A 15,576-nucleotide genomic window follows, 5' to 3' on the forward strand; every position below is an offset into this window, starting at 1 on the left:
TCGACAGACTCTTCAAAACATAAAAAAAGTGGCCGGAATTTCTTCCGACCACTCATGGCAAAGCTACCTGGTCTTTTTTGTTTTTTCTCAAAGAGTCAATGGGTGACTCTTACCAAGCCTTTTACAAACAGGAATAGGATTAGCTTTTCTTCATAAAAAGCCATCAAAAAAGATCACAGCTGCCGCCATAACCTTCTTACATTCCGGTTTATCCGCAACCTACTTCTTGCTTATTTTATACAGTCGTCCCTGATCTGTTATTGCATATAACGCACCGTCTCTACCTTGAATAATATCGCGAAAGCGCTGATTCTGGTCTTCTAAAAGTCTCTCTTCACCCACAACTTTATCGTTTTCAATAACAAGGCGGCTGATGTGCTGGCCGCTGAGAGCGGAGATAAACAAATTATTTTTCCACTCAGGGATCTCATCGCCATTATAGAAAGTAATACCACTTGGCGAGATTACCGGGTCCCAGTAATAAACAGGTTGCTCCATTCCTTCTTTCTGCTGAATAGCGTCGCCAATAGGTTCTCCTGAATATTCGACTCCATAGGTGATGACTGGCCATCCATAATTCTTGCCTGGTTCTATACGGTTCAACTCATCACCTCCTCGTGGACCAAACTCGGTTTCCCATAAGTCTCCTGTTTCAGGATGAAAGGCTATTCCCTGAACATTGCGATGGCCGTAGCTGTAAATTTCAGGACGGGCCCCTGCCCTTCCTTCAAAAGGATTTCCGCTTACTGGCTCACCATCAGTCGTAATTCTGATAATCTTTCCTAAACCGGAATTAAGATCCTGTGCCTGAGGACGGGTTTCAAGATCCGAACGCTCTCCGGTTGACAGGAAAAGGTTTCCGTCTTTGCCAAAGATCAGGCGTCCTCCATAATGCAGGGTGCTTTCATGTGCTGGTGTAGCGCGGTAAATGACTTCCACGTCCTCCAGAGATTTTTCATCGGCTGAAAGTTTACCCTTAGCAACGGACGTAACATTACCGTCCGCCAGTGACTCTGAGAATGCCCAGTAAATCATTCTTGTCTGGTCAAATGCAGGGTCAAGTGCAATGCCGAGCAGGCCCCCTTGACCAGCGTCGTTCACCTCAGGTACTTCCTGGAGTGGTTCACCTGCAGCACCATTGGCTGCAACAATCCGCATCGTACCCCCTTTTTCTGTAACAATGAACCGGCCATCGGGCAGTGCTGCAATTCCCCATGGTCTACTCAAGGTACTATTCAAAACTGCAACCTCATAGGGAGTGGTGGTTTCAATTCCGGCAACACGTGTCTGACCTTCAAAAGCAGGCTCATAGTCAGTATTTGCTTCTTTTGTTTCTACAGGTGCAGAAGTAACCTCCGAGCTATCAGTTATAGGTTCAGATTGCTCACCTTGTGTTCCGCAGGACGCCACCAGTATGGCAACTCCTACCATGAGTTTAGAATAATGTTTATTCATGTTCTAAAATTTTGGGTCAAGATAACGATATACTTATTTATAGTAACTTATTAACTTCTTATTTACGAGATTTCATCCGTTTCATATAATGTATTTCAGGATAAGTGCCCCCGCTCCTGCACAACAATTTAGTTTAGGCTATCCATATCTGAAGCCGATAAATGGAAATCTTCATTATTGCACTTAAAAACCCGCTTCAAATCCAATACAGCGAGCCTTTCTATTGTTTATGAGACTGTTTTTATTTTCACCTTTGGAAAGAAATTCTCTTAGAAAGTGAACGATTAAAGGAAGTATAAGTCCCCTTACAGTTTAAGAGCCTGACAAATAGATAAGTCCGTATTTCCTCTTCAATAGCCTGAATACCTTATCTGCTCTCATACACGCGGAGCCAGGTAAGGCAGAGCAGTTTGTACAGGAATTTTCATAGGATTTACCTGTCACACCAGGATTTAATGAAGCATCTAAAAGTCTGTGTAAATGAAAAACACGCTAGACTATATTATTAACTATATCACCATGATTAGCATCAAGACATAGTAAAAGTATTAGCAAGCGACTTAGCTCTTCATACTCAATTAAAAAGCCTGAGCAAAAATTCTTCTGCTCAGGCTTTTGCAAGTGTAAACTAAAAAGAGTTATTCTGTTACGGTCACTGTCCGGGTTTCATATAGCTTCCCATTAATCAGGAAGTTTAAGGTATATTCTCCACTTTCCGAAGGAGCAAAGGTTACTGTAACAATTTCCTCCTCAATGACATCTGCGCAGACTTCCGCGCCGCTTAAAAGAGTAAAATCATAGTTGAAGGTATTACCGGAGATGGATTCATTGGTTCCACTCACATAATGGCAGGGAGTGGGTTTTTCAATGGTTACGGAAACCTCTTGTGGCTCTTGAATAGAGGAGCTTTCGGCTAAAGAAATGCTCAATATGCTGGGCTCTTCCTGTAAGAGTTCTTCTTTCTCACAGGATACCAGGAGAAAGAGAAAAAGGGGAAGAAGTAAAAGTGTTAAATTTTTCATTTAAGAAGGATTAAATGGTTTATTCTAAGACACCTGATCTGATCCTAAAGTTGTAGCCAAACTGCCAAAAATTTTAAGTTAAACTGATGGATACGTTAAGTTTCACCAAACCGGAATCCTGTTCTCAAAAAAGTGATGCCGCAACTGCTGATGCTCTGGCAGACATTAGGCTAATGAGAAGGAACTCCAATAGTATGGGTGACATAGCATAAACAGGCCGCGCCTCTCTCGGTGGAACCTATATACGCCGGTACTTAGACTGGTGTAGCGAGTACCAGGTGCTTTACCGCTACCTCCCTACGCTCGAATGGCAAAGGATATTATTTACAAGCTGAAATTGATCAGAAATATACAGTTAAAGTGCTAAGGTTATACTTAGCTGAAAGTCTTCATCAACCAAATTCTCTTCCAGCAAATTTCCTCCCTTGCCAATGTTCCACATTTTTCGACCGAGGCGAAAATGGGTAAGGAAGCCTGTGGTTTTTTCTCCGGAACGCTCTAAAATAGCAGGAACAGAGATATGTTTACGCACATCTTTTATTTGCATATTTCCCCAAACACGCAGGCTATCACCTCCCAAATATTTTACTTCTGTGATATGAAAACTTGCAGTGGGAAATTCTTCGGCACTAAAGGACTTCTTCTTTAAGTAGTTTGACAGGTTTTTCAGAGTGGTTTGGCCATACTCTCCCGAGTTACTTATACTTATAGTGCTCATATCTGCAATGACCGTTCCTCCCATCAAAGTATCATTTTCAAAAAATAAAGTCCCTCCCTGAAACTTCACAGTACCTTTATGTCCTGCTGTCCCCATCATCTTTGTTGCGCGCCAATGAATGACTGACTCTTTGGTATTGATTTTTACAGGGGAGTACCTGATAATGCTATTTACAGGCTGAGGGCCAGCCACTACTACTTTCTCAGCTTTAAGCTCCTTCCTTTCCAAGCATCCTGCAGTGCCAAAAAGGAGTAAGGTAATGAGTAATATATTTCTATAGCTATTCATAGTCTGGAATGTTTAGTCCTAAAACAATGTCACGCTCTGCAGAAAGAAGAACTCCTTCTTTCTGAAGCTTTACCAAACCTGAGCCTCCCCTATTCTTACTGCCAAGCGAAGAGTCCATGTTCGGATCTCCTTCAAAGGTAAAGTCGTCTATGAAGTAGTACTTCCCGTCGGGCTCCAGTACTGTAGCATGTATATGTGCCGGACCATTCCCATACGAGCCTGGCATGAACGTATAAAAAGTGTATGCCCCGTTCTGGTCTGTCTTCATCCACGCTCTTATATAGCCCTGCCTCTTCGCCCAGCCAACCTCATTTCCTTTTTTAGGATACTTTCCTTCTGAATCAGTCTGATAAACAAATAGCACTACTCCTGGTGCAGGAGTCCGGCCATCCGGCTTATAAATGGTGCCCGATAGTTTTAACTTTGGCTCGTTCTGATGATAATCAGGAAGGGTATCTATGCTGCTCAGTTTCCTGTTACCGTATTCGAAAATAGCCTCACACCCATCACAGCGACCCAAAGATTGATACTGCACCTTTTCTTTTTGTGCCTGGCATACCTGGGTGAAAAGTAAAATAAAGAGTACAAAAACAGATGATTTCATATTTAATAGCATTTGGTTTCAAAATATTTTTAAATGAACTCCAGTAATTTAAATCATGGAATTCTTGAAACCATCTTCCTTAGATATACAGCCCTCCCCTCCTGATAGAATACAGGTGGCAGACTATGAATGCTATTCACCTGCTTAAAGGTGCAGTTCATCTAATATCTGCGTAGTCTGTCATTTTATATCCTTTTTCAGATTTTAATGATTAGATTTATTTAATAATAGCATCCGTTAATGAACTACTACCAACTCAGAACGCGTGTACTCTGGCACATTGCCTTTTGGCTGGCTTTCGTGCTGTATTACGTCCTGATTATTGGCAGCTTTGAAGGAGAAAGCTATGGGGAGGTTTTTATTTACAGGCTTTTGGATTTGCCCGTTAAGATACTTGCCACCTATTTCGTACTGTATTTTTTGATTCCGGAGTTTTTCTTTAAAAAGAGAATAATCCTCTTTTCTTCACTGTTCTTCCTCTCTATGTTTGTTGCGGGCGCTCTCCAGAAGTTGTACCACTTTTATTTTTACAATCCATTTTTAAGACCTGACCTTCCGAATGAGCTTAGCTTTCAACCTTTTGAAGTCTTAAAATTAGTATTGGGTATTTATCCTATTGTAGGCCTAGCCGCCTTTATTAAGGTAGGCAAGAACTGGCTTGAAAAAGACAGAGCTTCACAGAGGCTGGAAAAGGAAAAGATTCAGGCCGAACTGAATTTTCTAAAGTCCCAGATTCACCCTCACTTCCTGTTTAATACCTTAAATAATCTTTACGCCCTCACACTTAGGAAATCGGATAAAGCCAGTGAGGTAGTGTTAAAGCTTTCTCACCTTTTAAATTACCTGCTTTATGAGGGGAATAAACAGCAGGTTGCACTTGAAAAAGAACTGGAAATAATTACCACCTACATTACATTAGAGAAGCTTCGCTATGGTGAGCGCCTGGATGTATCTTTCACCGTTAAAGGCTCTGCCAAAGCAAAAGAGGTTTCTCCCATGCTCCTCCTCCCATTTGTGGAAAACAGTTTTAAACATGGAGCCAGCCAGCAGTTAGACCAGGTGTGGGTAAGGATAGAAGTGCTGATACAAGAAAAAAGCTTAGTTGTAAAGGTAGTAAACAGTAAATCAGCTGCACCTTCAGCCCAGGCAGCTGGAGATGTGCCAAAGGGAATTGGTTTAAAAAATGTGCAGCGAAGATTAGACCTGCTTTTTGGAAACAATTACACCTTAAAAATTCAGGAGGAGGAATCTTCTTTCCAGGTGAATATGGAAATTCCTATTATTCTAGTTTCTGCTAAACCAAACGCATCCTATCATGAAGCTAAGTTGTTACATCGTTGATGACGAGCCTTTGGCCATTGAGGTTTTAGAGTCGCACATTTCCCGGATGGATAGCCTTCAAATAAAAGGAACCTTCCAAAATCCGGTAAAAGCATTCCAGGCCCTACACCATGAGCCTGTAGATCTTCTCTTCCTGGATATTCAGATGCCCTCTTTAACAGGAATTGAGCTAATCAAATCACTCTCCAATGCCCCTTTGGTCATTTTTACAACAGCACATCGGGAACACGCATTGGCCGGATTCGAGCTCGATGTTGTTGACTACTTACTGAAACCAGTTTCTTTTGAAAGGCTTTTACAAGCGATAGGAAAAGTCTATAAATACAGATCAGGAAGCGCACCATTCAAAGAAGTTCCATCTGCACACCGCTTCCTTTTTACTCAGGAAGGGAATAAGCACCTGAAGATTCCCTTAGATGAAATCCTCTACATTGAAAGCCAGCGTGATTACGCAAAAATAGTAATGGATAAAAAAACAATAAAAGTTCAGGAAAGGACAGGCGCACTAGAGCAAAAACTACGGCAGCAAGGATTTTTACGTATCCACCGGTCTTACATTATTCCTGTCTCAAAGGTAGAAAGCTGGTCCTCCTGTGAGGTAAGCATAAAAGAGCATGTTATCCCCATTGGAAGAACCTTCAGTAGTGAAGTCCTGAAAACGCTGAATGCCAGAATGGCCTCCTCCCAGTAACAGTAAACTGTACAATTGTAAAGCAGGCTGCTACGCTGTAGAGCAATCGGACAACTTAATCACCTAAACAAAACCGGATTGCCATGAAAAATCAAAATTTACCGGGCCACGGCACCAGAGGCTCAAATCATCTTTACCTTCAAATGAAGAGATGGGCATAAGAGGAGGATAAGGGTGCAGAAAGCGCCTTACCCCCATTAATTTTCCAACTGCCATTTTTCTACAAATCAAACAGCTGATAACTTCATGTTCAACCAGAATAGAGAAGTCAGCCGTTGAATTGCCAAAACTTTCTTAACATCAGGAGTGAAATCGGCCTTAGATAAAGAAATATAGAAATCAAGCATTAACTTACCTTGACAAGGCTGTAAGCCTTGATCAAAATTATAAAGCAGGAAGAAAAAGAGCTGAAGAACTAAAACTGAAATTAGAAGAGCAAAACTTCTGCCAATCGCTCAATTTTAAGAATCGCTCTAAAATCAAGAAGTCTGCCTTCCGTTTAGCCTTTCATCCGCCTCTTAGGCTGCAGAATTCATTTGAATGTCTGGTAAAGTGAAGGCGTATTTCTGGCTATCCCATTAGTTTAAGCTGAAGAGTTTATTTAAAAATGAATGTTGCCCCTAGTCAGCTGAACTATTTCTTTTTTTGGAAGAAAAAAGTAAATTACTTCTAAGAAACTGTATGTTCCAGGTTTGTAAGACTACCTTCTGCCTGGAAGATTCTTATGGAGAGGTACCTGGCCTTAATTCAAAACCAGATTTTTATTGAAGATCAAACGGCCAGTTTAGAAATTTTACTTTTGAGGCAGAAATCTATCTTCTTTAACATTTTATTTCTTCTACTTTAAATGCTCATACATTATGAACGCTTCTTTTTCGACTACTCCCGCTTCTTCATTCCATGCGATATTTTTAGTTGTGCTGCTGCTGATTCCTCTTTTTTCCTTTTCGCAGGAAGGCATTGAAGAGAAAGCTGCGGTAGATACTTCCCTCATTGAGACTATTGTCATCCACCCGGTGTATGCGCTCAAGTTCAAGTCAAATGATCATCATTTCGGGCAGTTTAAAGGAGCCCTAGGCGATGAATTGGGCAAAGATGTGATGGTGGTAAGTTATGAGGGAGGGCCGGATAAGCGTTTTCCAATGTTCTACAAAAATGATGGTACCTCCAATGAAGACTGGTATGGCTGGAATCAAAAGGTATTAGCACCATTTAACGGTAAGGTTGTAAAGGTTTATATTAATGAGAAGGTAAATCAGCCAGGCAAAAAAGGAGGAGGAAGGGCCAGCAGCATCATATTTGAAAGAAATGATGGCGTTAAAGTGGTGTATGGCCATGTGCAAAACATTCAGGTAAAGGAAGGAGATCAGGTGAAGGCTGGTCAGCATGTAGCCCATGTCGGAAATAACGGATATGCTTGGATGCCACACATTCACGTCGGGGCCTGGAAGAACAATCAACCCCTACAGATCCTCTTTGATCTTAAAGCACAGGGAAAGCTCCTCATGAAGTAGTCCAACGTATAGAGCTCAATGGCAGATAGTAAGAGAGGAGCTTGAGCAGGAATAGCCCTGCGTAGGTGTAAGCGCAAGATTTTGCGAACCTACTCATGAGTTAACTTCTCGCTAACGAAACTATTCCCCAACTCCTAAAAGAAAAAGTTTAACGAAGGAATCAAAAGCAGGAGCTTAATTACAGGTTAAAATTGAGACAAGTTCTGAGATAAGTGATAAAGCTTTTGATGACTACGACTCCCCTTAAACAGACAAACTTTTTTTCACTACAAGCACAGAAGTTTCGCCAAAGCTGCCGGAATAAACCCGGCAGCTTTTTGCTTTGATCTCTACTTCCTTCCAGCGGAGTTAACACCCACCAGACTTTTCGTTGAAATATATTATCAGTCACTACTTTTCCTGCTAGTATCCCCAACAGAAAGCCTGTAGCACGATTTTTAACTATATTGTAGGCTCATGTTTCCGAAAACCGCATCAGAATGAATAAAAAAGTAAAAAAGGGACTGATAGAATATGGCATCTTGGGGGCAGTAGCGCTGACACTCTATTTAACCGGCCTCCACACCCCTATCATTGGCTTCCTGCAGCAGGGCCTGCTCCAGACCGGCCTTTTCCGCCCAACGACGGAAGAAATAAATGAAGCAACTACTCTACACCCAAACCCGCCGGCCGATTTCAGCCTCCAGCTCCGCAATGCAGCAGGCGAAGAAGTGACACTGGAGGAATTCAGAGGGAAAGTTATTTTTATTAACTTCTGGACAACCTGGTGCCCACCCTGCATCGCAGAAATGCCTGGCATCAATAAGCTGTATCAGGATTTACAGGCCGAAGAGGTAGTATTCCTGATGGTATCGCTCGACGATGATTTTGAAAAGGCCAGGCGCTTTCAGGAAAAGAAAGGCTTTGATTTTGACGTATACCAGCCGAGCGGAAGACTACCGGCAATGTACCGGAGCCAGAGCATTCCTACCACTTTTGTAATCGATGCCCGCGGTGGTCTGGCTCTCACGCAATCGGGCATGGCCGACTACGATACCCAGGAATTCAGGGAGTTCCTCCGCAGGCTGCAGTAAGGCTTCGCAATGTTTGCGGTGGAAAGCTTACTGTAGGCTGGGCAACCGCAGGATACAAAAGAGAAAAGTTTATGAAGATGAAACTGCTGAGCCCTCTCCTACTTTCAGCCAAAAACCTTTCCCCTTTTAACTGATACGCCCCCTCCCCTCGAACTGTCAGCTACAAATGATTCAAACAGAAAAAAGTGTAGCGGCTTGGCTGCTTTGCTCTACTTACGGCTTTACGACCTCGTTCCCTGTTCATACTTCCCTACACTAGCTCACCCGCTAAGCAACCGCTATTTAAAACAAATGAAGCCGGCTGGCGGTTACAGAAGTCAAGCCACGACCGACAGCGGATATGCAGCACTTTCAACGCACCTTCTTTGGCTGCTGGAGCCTTCTCTTTTTACTTTTTGCTTACTGGCAGTGGAATGACCCGGACCCCACCCTTTGGGTGAGTATCTATGGTTTTGCCGCGCTCATGGCTGGCACTGCTGCCGCCGGAAGGTTTCCCATGCCAGTTCTTATTACAGTTTTTTTTCTCGGCCTGGCAGGCTTTGCCTATATGTATCCTGGTGCTGTAGGCGACTGGATTGCACAGGAGTGGCAGCAGCAGGACCTCTCCATGAAAACCCAACGTATGGAAGAGGCCCGGGAGGCCTTCGGGCTCCTGATTGTTGCAGCTGTTCTGGGCCTGGCTGCACTTATCGGCTGGCGCGAAAACGGACAAAAACAAAAGAACCTCCATCTAATAAAAAAGAAAAGCCATAAAATATATCGAGGAAAATAGCACTATGACCTAAATCATCGATTCTTCAGCAAATAATTAGAGTATCCTAAATATTGATAGTATGAAACCACACCTACCCAACATGAGAGTCCTTACTCTAGAAAGCCTCTACCATTTTTTCAGAGAAGCCCTCTTTGTCGGAGCCTTGCTTTTGCCCTGCCTGTTAACGCCCTTTGGCAGCACCCATGCCCAGACGGACGCCGCTATTCTCGTAGAGGTAGCGCCAGCTCCTGCTGCTGAGGTAAACCCTGAGTTGGCAGAGAGTCTTTGGAATCAGCACTCGACCATGGAGAGCACCATTAACAGCGGCAATGTGGCTAATATGGAACTAAACTGGAAGTACCTTACGCCAACCCCTGTAAGTCATGCCCCTGTAATTGATGAAACCGGTTCTGCTGTTTACTTTGCAGACTGGGGAGGCACTGTATACAAAGTCGACCGAACTTCCGGTAAGCTCATCTGGAAAAACAAAGTGGAAGAGCCCATGAAGAGCTGGCCCTGGCATGGCCTGGCCGGTACAGGAGTACTGGCAGAAGGAAAACTCATTGAAGCCAGTGTGGAGGGCACTGCTTTTGCCCTGGATACGGCCACCGGCGATGTACTCTGGCAAACCAGCTTCACCGAAGATGAACAAGCAGGCAACCTGAGTGAGCTTTTCTACCATAATGGACTGATATACATAGGTGTACAGTCGGTAGAGGAGCCTATGACAAAGATGAAGAAAAACTTTAAGCCCGATTTCCAGGGAGAAGTGGTGGCCCTGGATGTAAATACCGGAAGAACGGTATGGGAAAGACCGCTGGTAACCCCTCCTCATACCGGAGTTCCCATGTGGGCTTCCTTCGCCCTGGACCCTGACTTAAACATGCTTTACTTCACCACCGGCAACAATTACACAGGAGAAGCATCCGAACTCTCCGATGCCGTTATTGCCGTAGATGCCACTACCGGAGAAATGAAATGGCATAATCAGGTAACGCAGCACGATGTTTGGACCCCCGCACATCCGGAAGGACCAGATTATGACTTTGCCGGAGGTGCTCAGCTTTTTGTAGCCAATGTAAACGGGCAAGACCGAAAACTGGTGGGCGCCGCCCAGAAAAGTGGCTTCTACCATGTATTTGATGCAGCCACTGGTGAGAAAATATGGAGCACCTCCTTCGGTTACGGCGGCGTGCAGGGAGGAATGCATGGAGAGGCTTCCATTGGAAATGGTATGGTATTTGGATGGAGCAATAATGGCTTTCAAATCCCGGGTGATCCCAGCAAGTATCCAATTTCAGTAAAAGCCCTGAATGCAGCCACCGGCTCTCATAAATGGGTGAAAAATCATGCACAGCCTGCCTCCATTGTGCCCGGCTATTTAGCCAATGATGTATATTTCGTAGGTTCACTGGATGGTACCCTGCAGGCTTATGAAGCCGGTTCCGGCAAGCAGCTCCACAGCGTTAAAAATCCTGTCCCTATTCTTTCGTGGCTGTGGGTGCGGGATAATACACTCTACTTTGGCGGCGGCTCCCCAAAACTACTGGGCAAATGGGTAAAGCCTGGCGAAAATGGGATGTACGCCTATACCGTCAAAAAATAAATAGCAAACAGGAATTGAACTAAAAAATAAAAGGGATAAAGCAAATAAGTAGTGCTTTATCCCTTTTTTATAACGAGGTTTTAGCAAAGGAGCTCTGTTCGTCCTCCTCGCCTATTGTTTTTAAATACAAAACTATCTGATCCGGCCCCTCTTCAGAAACCGCTGTTTCATCGAACTAGGCATAGCCCCAAGTCCGTGGCGCACCTGAAGCCTCTAGGCAAAATCAAACATTTTGTAAACCAAAGACCCTAAACCAGGCTTTTCCGAGTATAGCTTTACATCCTCTACCTGCCATCCTCCCTCAGCGTCTTTAAAAAAAAGGAAAGCCCATCAGCCAGTAGCGGTGCTGAAACAGGCAGCGTGCAGAAGCTTCTCATCCTTTTACATGAAAACCGGCATCTGCCACGGCCTTTTCTACCTCTTCGTCTTTAAAATTACCCTTCACCGTTAGTACCTTCTCCTTACTGTTCGTGTCTACCTCCCACGACTCCACATCAGGCACACTGTTCAGGTAAGGCATTACATTTCTTACACAGCTATCGCAATTTATATCTGTTTTAAACTTTCTGGTTTTCATATCAATCTGTTATTTTATTAGTCACCTGTTATTAATATACCCCATCAGGAATTGAAGGTTACATTTCCCTCCTATCCCGGCTCTCCCTTTACCTGACGCTGCTTTTCTTCCTCAGTTTTTAATGTTAACAGATTCTGTCTACAGGCGTTATACAAACATCACCCTAAATGAATAATTGTATGACCGACGTAAGTACAGACCATCCGGAAAACATTCCCTACATAGAGTTAGCGGAAGAAGGCCGACAGATTTCTTTTCGCAAAGACTGCCCCGGAGCAATAAAAATTTATCGAAAAGTTAATGAGGACGAGCGGGAATTACTCATCCAGCAGACAAGAACCCCTTACCTGGATAAGGAGAAGTTTCCTTCAGGAACCAAACTCACCTATTCAGTAGAACTGGAGCAAGGCAACGAAACCAAAAAATATGAACTGAAAGCCAGGGTTTAGGCAGAAACAAGCCACCTATCTTTTATATCAAGAAAAATGCTACCTCCTGTAATTCTTTTAATCTCCTGCTCTAACCTGCGCATGGTTGAGGGCTGCCACAATAATTACCCCTCCGGTTATGTTGCCCAAGAGGGTAGGTAGAATGTAGCTTCCAAGCACCTCCAGCCATGATGCCTCCCCCATGGCTGCCAGGGTAAAGGTTTCAACCGATCCGACAATTACATGGCTAAAATGCCCAAGGCCTACGATAAAGGTAACAATAATAATTACCCACACCTTCTCTGATTCTGAATAAGGCAGCAGCCACACCATCAGGGCAATAAGCCAGCCAGCAAAGATTCCACTCACAAAGGTAGTTCCAAAATCAGGCTTCATTGCCTTATGGCCAATATCAGCAAAAACCTGGAGCAAATGACTGTCAAATACAGAGGTATGCGTTACCACCAGGGCAAAGAGGAAAGTTCCTAATAAATTAGCCGCCAGTACCACTCCCCATAGCCGTAATACATTCCAGAATATTCTGGCACTTTTGCGGTGCAGGAGGGGCAGCACAGGTGTAAGCGTATTTTCTGTAAATAGCTGCTGTTTGCCTAAAATAACAATAAGAAAGCCAACGGTATAACCAAAGTTGGAAAGAAGAGGCACCCATTTTGCCTCCGGCAGGTAGGATATCAGCAAACCTTCTGCAAGCATGGAAATTCCCATGGACAAACCTGCCGCCAGGCCCGACCAGAACAAACTCGACGAGGTGCGGGTAAGCTCAGATTCCGCCTCCTTAAGAATGGTGTGATGAATGATACTGGCAGTTGGCGATTTACGCTCTTCTGCTTCCTCATGGACTTGATTGGACTGATTTTCTTGTAACATGGAAAAAGTTTTACTGCATGGCAGAGGATTTCCTTTTCCTGATTACCTCAGAATAACAGGGCTGACCTCTAAAACAATGGCACAACATCATATACTCCAAGTGGATTTATAAGTTGCAGCCATTTACTTATCCACCATCATTTTTTACTCCTCAGGCAACCGCTCATTAAATAATTTAACACCATGTACTTATGGTAAATTTTGCTGTTAACATTAATTGAGAGGTCTTTCTAAGCATAAAAAACGGAAAAACCCGGATGTAAAAATAAAAGGCCTGAGAATTGACTCCCAGGCCTTAAAGCTTATATTATAAATATTTTTTCTTTCAGCTATTCACCGCCAGTATTATTGGTTAGCCGGATTAGACGAGCATTTCGCACAGCCGCTCCCGCCTTCCATCTTCTTCTTTTTAAAAAATGTATTGTAGATGCCATAAGCTATAACGGCAAAGAAAATCGCAAATACCAGCAGTTCCTGTATCATAGTTAAGACAAGGTTTGATAAACGATAAAGGCAGAAATATACGCCAGCCCGGTTAAATAAGCCGTCTGTATCAGTGGCCATTTCCAGCCCTTTGTTTCGCGATGTACGACTGCTATGGTGCTCATGCACTGCATGGCAAAAGCATAGAAAACCAATAGCGACCAACCTACAGCCGTAGTATACATCGCCTGCCCATCGGGCCTTATTTCAGCTTTCAAACGCTCCTGTATGGTCATTTGTTCCTCAGGGTTTTCTCCTATGCTATATAAAGTTGCAATGGTCGAAACAAACACTTCGCGCGCGGCAAAGGAGGTTACAAGGGCAATGCCTATTTTCCAGTCATAACCCAGGGGCTCAATAATGGGTTCAATGGCTTTCCCAATAATTCCCGCATAGGAGGCTTCCAGCTCTTTCGATAATACCACATTCCGGTACTCCTCCATGGCTGCTTCCGTCTGTACTTCCGGAACCGGCACCGAAGCCACCGCTTCTGCAATATTATCGCCCGGTCCGTAAGAGGCCATAACCCACAGTACGACCGAGATGGCGAGAATGATTTTACCCGCCTCCATTACAAAGGTCTTCGATTTCTCCAGCATTGTCAGCCCCACATTGCGCCAGCGGGGCACCTGGTACAGGGGCAATTCCACGACCAGGTAACCTTTGTTTTTCACCCTTATAAAGCCCTTCATAAGCAGGGCCGACAAAAGAGCCGCCACAATGCCTAGCAAATACATTCCCATTAGCGCTACCGCCTGTAAATGGAAAATGCCATAGTAGGCATCAGGCACCACTACCCCTATCAGGATAACATATACCGGCAGGCGGGCCGAACAGCTCATGAGGGGAACCACCATAATGGTGATAAGCCGATCCTTGGTGTTTCCGATATTGCGCGCCGCCATAATGGCCGGGATGGCACAGGCCATGCCTGAAATAAGGGGCACCACGCTTTTCCCATTCAGCCCAAAGGGCCGCATGAGCTTATCGGTAAGAAAAACCGCCCGCGACATATAGCCGGTATCTTCCAGAATGGCCAGGAAACCAAACAGAAGGGCAATCTGGGGAACAAAAATAACAATACCACCTATGCCGGGGATAATCCCTTCGGTAAGCAGACTGGTAAGTGCTCCTGCCGGCAAGACCTCCTGTAGCCAGCTGGCTGTATTCACAAATAAAAGATCTATCAGGTCCATTGGCACAGAAGCCCAGGAGAAAATAGCCTGAAAGATCAATAACAGTATGCCCAGGAAGAGCAAATAGCCTCCTACCGGATGCAGCAGTACCTTGTCGAGCTTTTTGGTGACAGACTTCGGCTTTACCGATTTACGGCTTACTACCTGCTTAATAATATCCTGAATTTTATCATAACGCAGGGTGGTCTCCTGCGCCTGCATACGCGCTACATCTAAGGAGTGCTTCTCGATGAGGGCCTGCAGCAATAAAGACTGATCCTTCCCCAGCAATTCAGGTTCATCGGCAAATTTAAGTACATGAAGCGCCTGATAGTCATGAGAGTAACCAAACAGCTCCTTTATCTCCTGTATCAGTTCGGCCGATACAAGATCGTCTGTATCCAGAAAGGGAGGCGCCACGGTAAAGGTATTTTCCTTCATCGCCTCTTTTACCGCCTCCAGTCCCTGCCGGTTCCGGGCCGAGGCCACAATTACCGGCACGCCCAGTTCCTGGTACAGCTTATAGGTATTAACGGATATACCCTTCTGCACGGCAGCATCTTCCATATTCAGCACCAGTGTAAGAGGAATGCCCAGGTCGATAAGCTGCGAAACAAAAAACAGGCTTCGCTCCATGTTGCCCATATCAGCAATGGCCAGCACAGCATCGGGTTGGGTATTCTTTTCCTGTCCGCACAGTACCTGGTACACTACCCGCTCATCTTCCGAACGCGGAAAAAGACTGTAGGTACCGGGCAGGTCTACCACACTCAGCTTCTGATCGGAACCCAGGCGTACTGTTCCGGTTTTCTTATCGACCGTTACACCGGGGTAATTCCCAATTTTCTGGTTAAGATCTGTTAAGTGGTTAAAGATGGTCGATTTCCCCACATTAGGGATGCCGGCCAGCGCAACTAACTGTAACTGTGGTTTTATTTGGGTTACTGTACTCATGCGCC

The 15,576-nt window shown here is 44.4% G+C and carries 16 protein-coding genes; 8 read left to right on the forward strand and 8 right to left on the reverse strand.

The genetic code is table 11. The annotated features are described in order from the left end of the window. Positions 1 to 219: 219 nt before the first annotated feature. Positions 220 to 1,455, reverse strand: a complete 1,236-nt coding sequence (locus F752_RS0118785) for a PQQ-dependent sugar dehydrogenase (RefSeq protein ID WP_026135841.1) — start codon at positions 1,453 to 1,455, stop codon at positions 220 to 222. A gap of 331 nt (positions 1,456 to 1,786) precedes the next feature. Between F752_RS0118785 and F752_RS26700 the strand changes: the two genes are divergently transcribed. Beyond that, on the forward strand, positions 1,787 to 1,885 hold the full coding sequence (locus tag F752_RS26700) for a histidine kinase (protein ID WP_152425210.1): 99 nt from the start codon (positions 1,787 to 1,789) through the stop codon (positions 1,883 to 1,885). 208 nt (positions 1,886 to 2,093) lie between these two features. Here F752_RS26700 and F752_RS0118790 read toward each other — a convergent pair whose 3' ends face one another. The 3 genes from F752_RS0118790 to F752_RS0118800 form a co-directional block, all read right to left on the reverse strand. Then, on the reverse strand, positions 2,094 to 2,477 hold the full coding sequence (locus F752_RS0118790; protein WP_017733295.1) for a hypothetical protein: 384 nt from the start codon (positions 2,475 to 2,477) through the stop codon (positions 2,094 to 2,096). A gap of 355 nt (positions 2,478 to 2,832) precedes the next feature. After that, complete coding sequence (locus F752_RS0118795; RefSeq protein ID WP_160164141.1) at positions 2,833 to 3,423, reverse strand: YceI family protein; 591 nt, start codon at positions 3,421 to 3,423, stop codon at positions 2,833 to 2,835. 52 nt (positions 3,424 to 3,475) lie between these two features. After that, entirely contained in the window at positions 3,476 to 4,087 is a 612-nt protein-coding gene (locus tag F752_RS0118800; protein ID WP_017733297.1) for a peptidase associated/transthyretin-like domain-containing protein, read from the reverse strand. A gap of 240 nt (positions 4,088 to 4,327) precedes the next feature. Here F752_RS0118800 and F752_RS24600 point away from each other — a divergent pair, with 240 nt between their 5' ends. From F752_RS24600 to F752_RS0118840, 6 genes are all read left to right on the forward strand, one after another. Further along, a complete protein-coding gene (locus F752_RS24600) occupies positions 4,328 to 5,428 on the forward strand; it encodes a sensor histidine kinase (protein WP_017733298.1) in 1,101 nt (366 codons plus the stop codon). Next, positions 5,403 to 6,119: a LytR/AlgR family response regulator transcription factor gene (locus F752_RS0118810; protein ID WP_017733299.1), complete on the forward strand. Its 717-nt coding sequence runs from the start codon at positions 5,403 to 5,405 to the stop codon at positions 6,117 to 6,119. The genes F752_RS24600 and F752_RS0118810 overlap by 26 nt, the downstream gene beginning before the upstream one ends. An 860-nt stretch (positions 6,120 to 6,979) precedes the next feature. Beyond that, positions 6,980 to 7,633 (forward strand): M23 family metallopeptidase, encoded by a 654-nt coding sequence (locus F752_RS0118825; protein ID WP_017733302.1) that lies wholly within the window; start codon positions 6,980 to 6,982, stop codon positions 7,631 to 7,633. A gap of 479 nt (positions 7,634 to 8,112) precedes the next feature. Then, a complete protein-coding gene (locus F752_RS0118830; protein WP_017733303.1) occupies positions 8,113 to 8,706 on the forward strand; it encodes a TlpA family protein disulfide reductase in 594 nt (197 codons plus the stop codon). Positions 8,707 to 9,046: 340 nt separating this feature from the next. Then, on the forward strand, positions 9,047 to 9,478 hold the full coding sequence (locus F752_RS24605) for a transmembrane 220 family protein (RefSeq protein ID WP_017733304.1): 432 nt from the start codon (positions 9,047 to 9,049) through the stop codon (positions 9,476 to 9,478). A gap of 61 nt (positions 9,479 to 9,539) precedes the next feature. Then, positions 9,540 to 11,066 carry an outer membrane protein assembly factor BamB family protein gene (locus tag F752_RS0118840; RefSeq protein WP_081604609.1) on the forward strand — a complete coding sequence of 509 codons (1,527 nt, stop codon included), beginning with the start codon at positions 9,540 to 9,542 and terminating at the stop codon, positions 11,064 to 11,066. 373 nt (positions 11,067 to 11,439) lie between these two features. Here the strand turns inward: F752_RS0118840 and F752_RS0118845 are convergent, their stop codons facing one another. Then, a complete protein-coding gene (locus F752_RS0118845; RefSeq protein WP_017733306.1) occupies positions 11,440 to 11,643 on the reverse strand; it encodes a heavy-metal-associated domain-containing protein in 204 nt (67 codons plus the stop codon). A gap of 179 nt (positions 11,644 to 11,822) precedes the next feature. On the opposite strand from F752_RS0118845, the gene F752_RS0118850 reads away from it, so the two are divergent. Then, positions 11,823 to 12,092, forward strand: a complete 270-nt coding sequence (locus tag F752_RS0118850) for a hypothetical protein (protein ID WP_017733307.1) — start codon at positions 11,823 to 11,825, stop codon at positions 12,090 to 12,092. Positions 12,093 to 12,149: 57 nt separating this feature from the next. Here the strand turns inward: F752_RS0118850 and F752_RS0118855 are convergent, their stop codons facing one another. From F752_RS0118855 to feoB, 3 genes are all read right to left on the reverse strand, one after another. Further along, positions 12,150 to 12,959, reverse strand: coding sequence for a formate/nitrite transporter family protein (locus tag F752_RS0118855; RefSeq protein ID WP_017733308.1), 810 nt, complete (start codon positions 12,957 to 12,959; stop codon positions 12,150 to 12,152). Between the two features lie 345 nt (positions 12,960 to 13,304). Then, a complete protein-coding gene (locus F752_RS26320) occupies positions 13,305 to 13,442 on the reverse strand; it encodes a FeoB-associated Cys-rich membrane protein (protein WP_017733309.1) in 138 nt (45 codons plus the stop codon). Between the two features lie 2 nt (positions 13,443 to 13,444). Then, a complete protein-coding gene (gene feoB / locus F752_RS0118865) occupies positions 13,445 to 15,571 on the reverse strand; it encodes a ferrous iron transport protein B (RefSeq protein ID WP_017733310.1) in 2,127 nt (708 codons plus the stop codon). Positions 15,572 to 15,576: the final 5 nt, after the last annotated feature.

Origin of the sequence: Nafulsella turpanensis ZLM-10, from assembly GCF_000346615.1 — a bacterium.
GTDB classification, from domain to species: Bacteria; Bacteroidota; Bacteroidia; order Cytophagales; family Cyclobacteriaceae; genus Nafulsella; species Nafulsella turpanensis.

What these genes read in the sequence shown, in the direction of transcription:
- F752_RS0118785 (WP_026135841.1), bottom strand. Translation starts at nt 1,455, where the DNA reads ATGAATAAACATTATTCTAAACTCATGGTAGGAGTTGCCATACTGGTG.
- F752_RS0118790 (WP_017733295.1), bottom strand. Translation starts at nt 2,477, where the DNA reads ATGAAAAATTTAACACTTTTACTTCTTCCCCTTTTTCTCTTTCTCCTG.
- F752_RS0118800 (WP_017733297.1), bottom strand. Translation starts at nt 4,087, where the DNA reads ATGAAATCATCTGTTTTTGTACTCTTTATTTTACTTTTCACCCAGGTA.
- F752_RS24600 (WP_017733298.1), top strand. Translation starts at nt 4,328, where the DNA reads ATGAACTACTACCAACTCAGAACGCGTGTACTCTGGCACATTGCCTTT.
- F752_RS0118810 (WP_017733299.1), top strand. Translation starts at nt 5,403, where the DNA reads ATGAAGCTAAGTTGTTACATCGTTGATGACGAGCCTTTGGCCATTGAG.
- F752_RS0118825 (WP_017733302.1), top strand. Translation starts at nt 6,980, where the DNA reads ATGAACGCTTCTTTTTCGACTACTCCCGCTTCTTCATTCCATGCGATA.
- F752_RS0118830 (WP_017733303.1), top strand. Translation starts at nt 8,113, where the DNA reads ATGAATAAAAAAGTAAAAAAGGGACTGATAGAATATGGCATCTTGGGG.
- F752_RS24605 (WP_017733304.1), top strand. Translation starts at nt 9,047, where the DNA reads ATGCAGCACTTTCAACGCACCTTCTTTGGCTGCTGGAGCCTTCTCTTT.
- F752_RS0118840 (WP_081604609.1), top strand. Translation starts at nt 9,540, where the DNA reads ATGAAACCACACCTACCCAACATGAGAGTCCTTACTCTAGAAAGCCTC.
- F752_RS0118845 (WP_017733306.1), bottom strand. Translation starts at nt 11,643, where the DNA reads ATGAAAACCAGAAAGTTTAAAACAGATATAAATTGCGATAGCTGTGTA.
- F752_RS0118850 (WP_017733307.1), top strand. Translation starts at nt 11,823, where the DNA reads ATGACCGACGTAAGTACAGACCATCCGGAAAACATTCCCTACATAGAG.
- F752_RS0118855 (WP_017733308.1), bottom strand. Translation starts at nt 12,959, where the DNA reads ATGTTACAAGAAAATCAGTCCAATCAAGTCCATGAGGAAGCAGAAGAG.
- F752_RS26320 (WP_017733309.1), bottom strand. Translation starts at nt 13,442, where the DNA reads ATGATACAGGAACTGCTGGTATTTGCGATTTTCTTTGCCGTTATAGCT.
- feoB (WP_017733310.1), bottom strand. Translation starts at nt 15,571, where the DNA reads ATGAGTACAGTAACCCAAATAAAACCACAGTTACAGTTAGTTGCGCTG.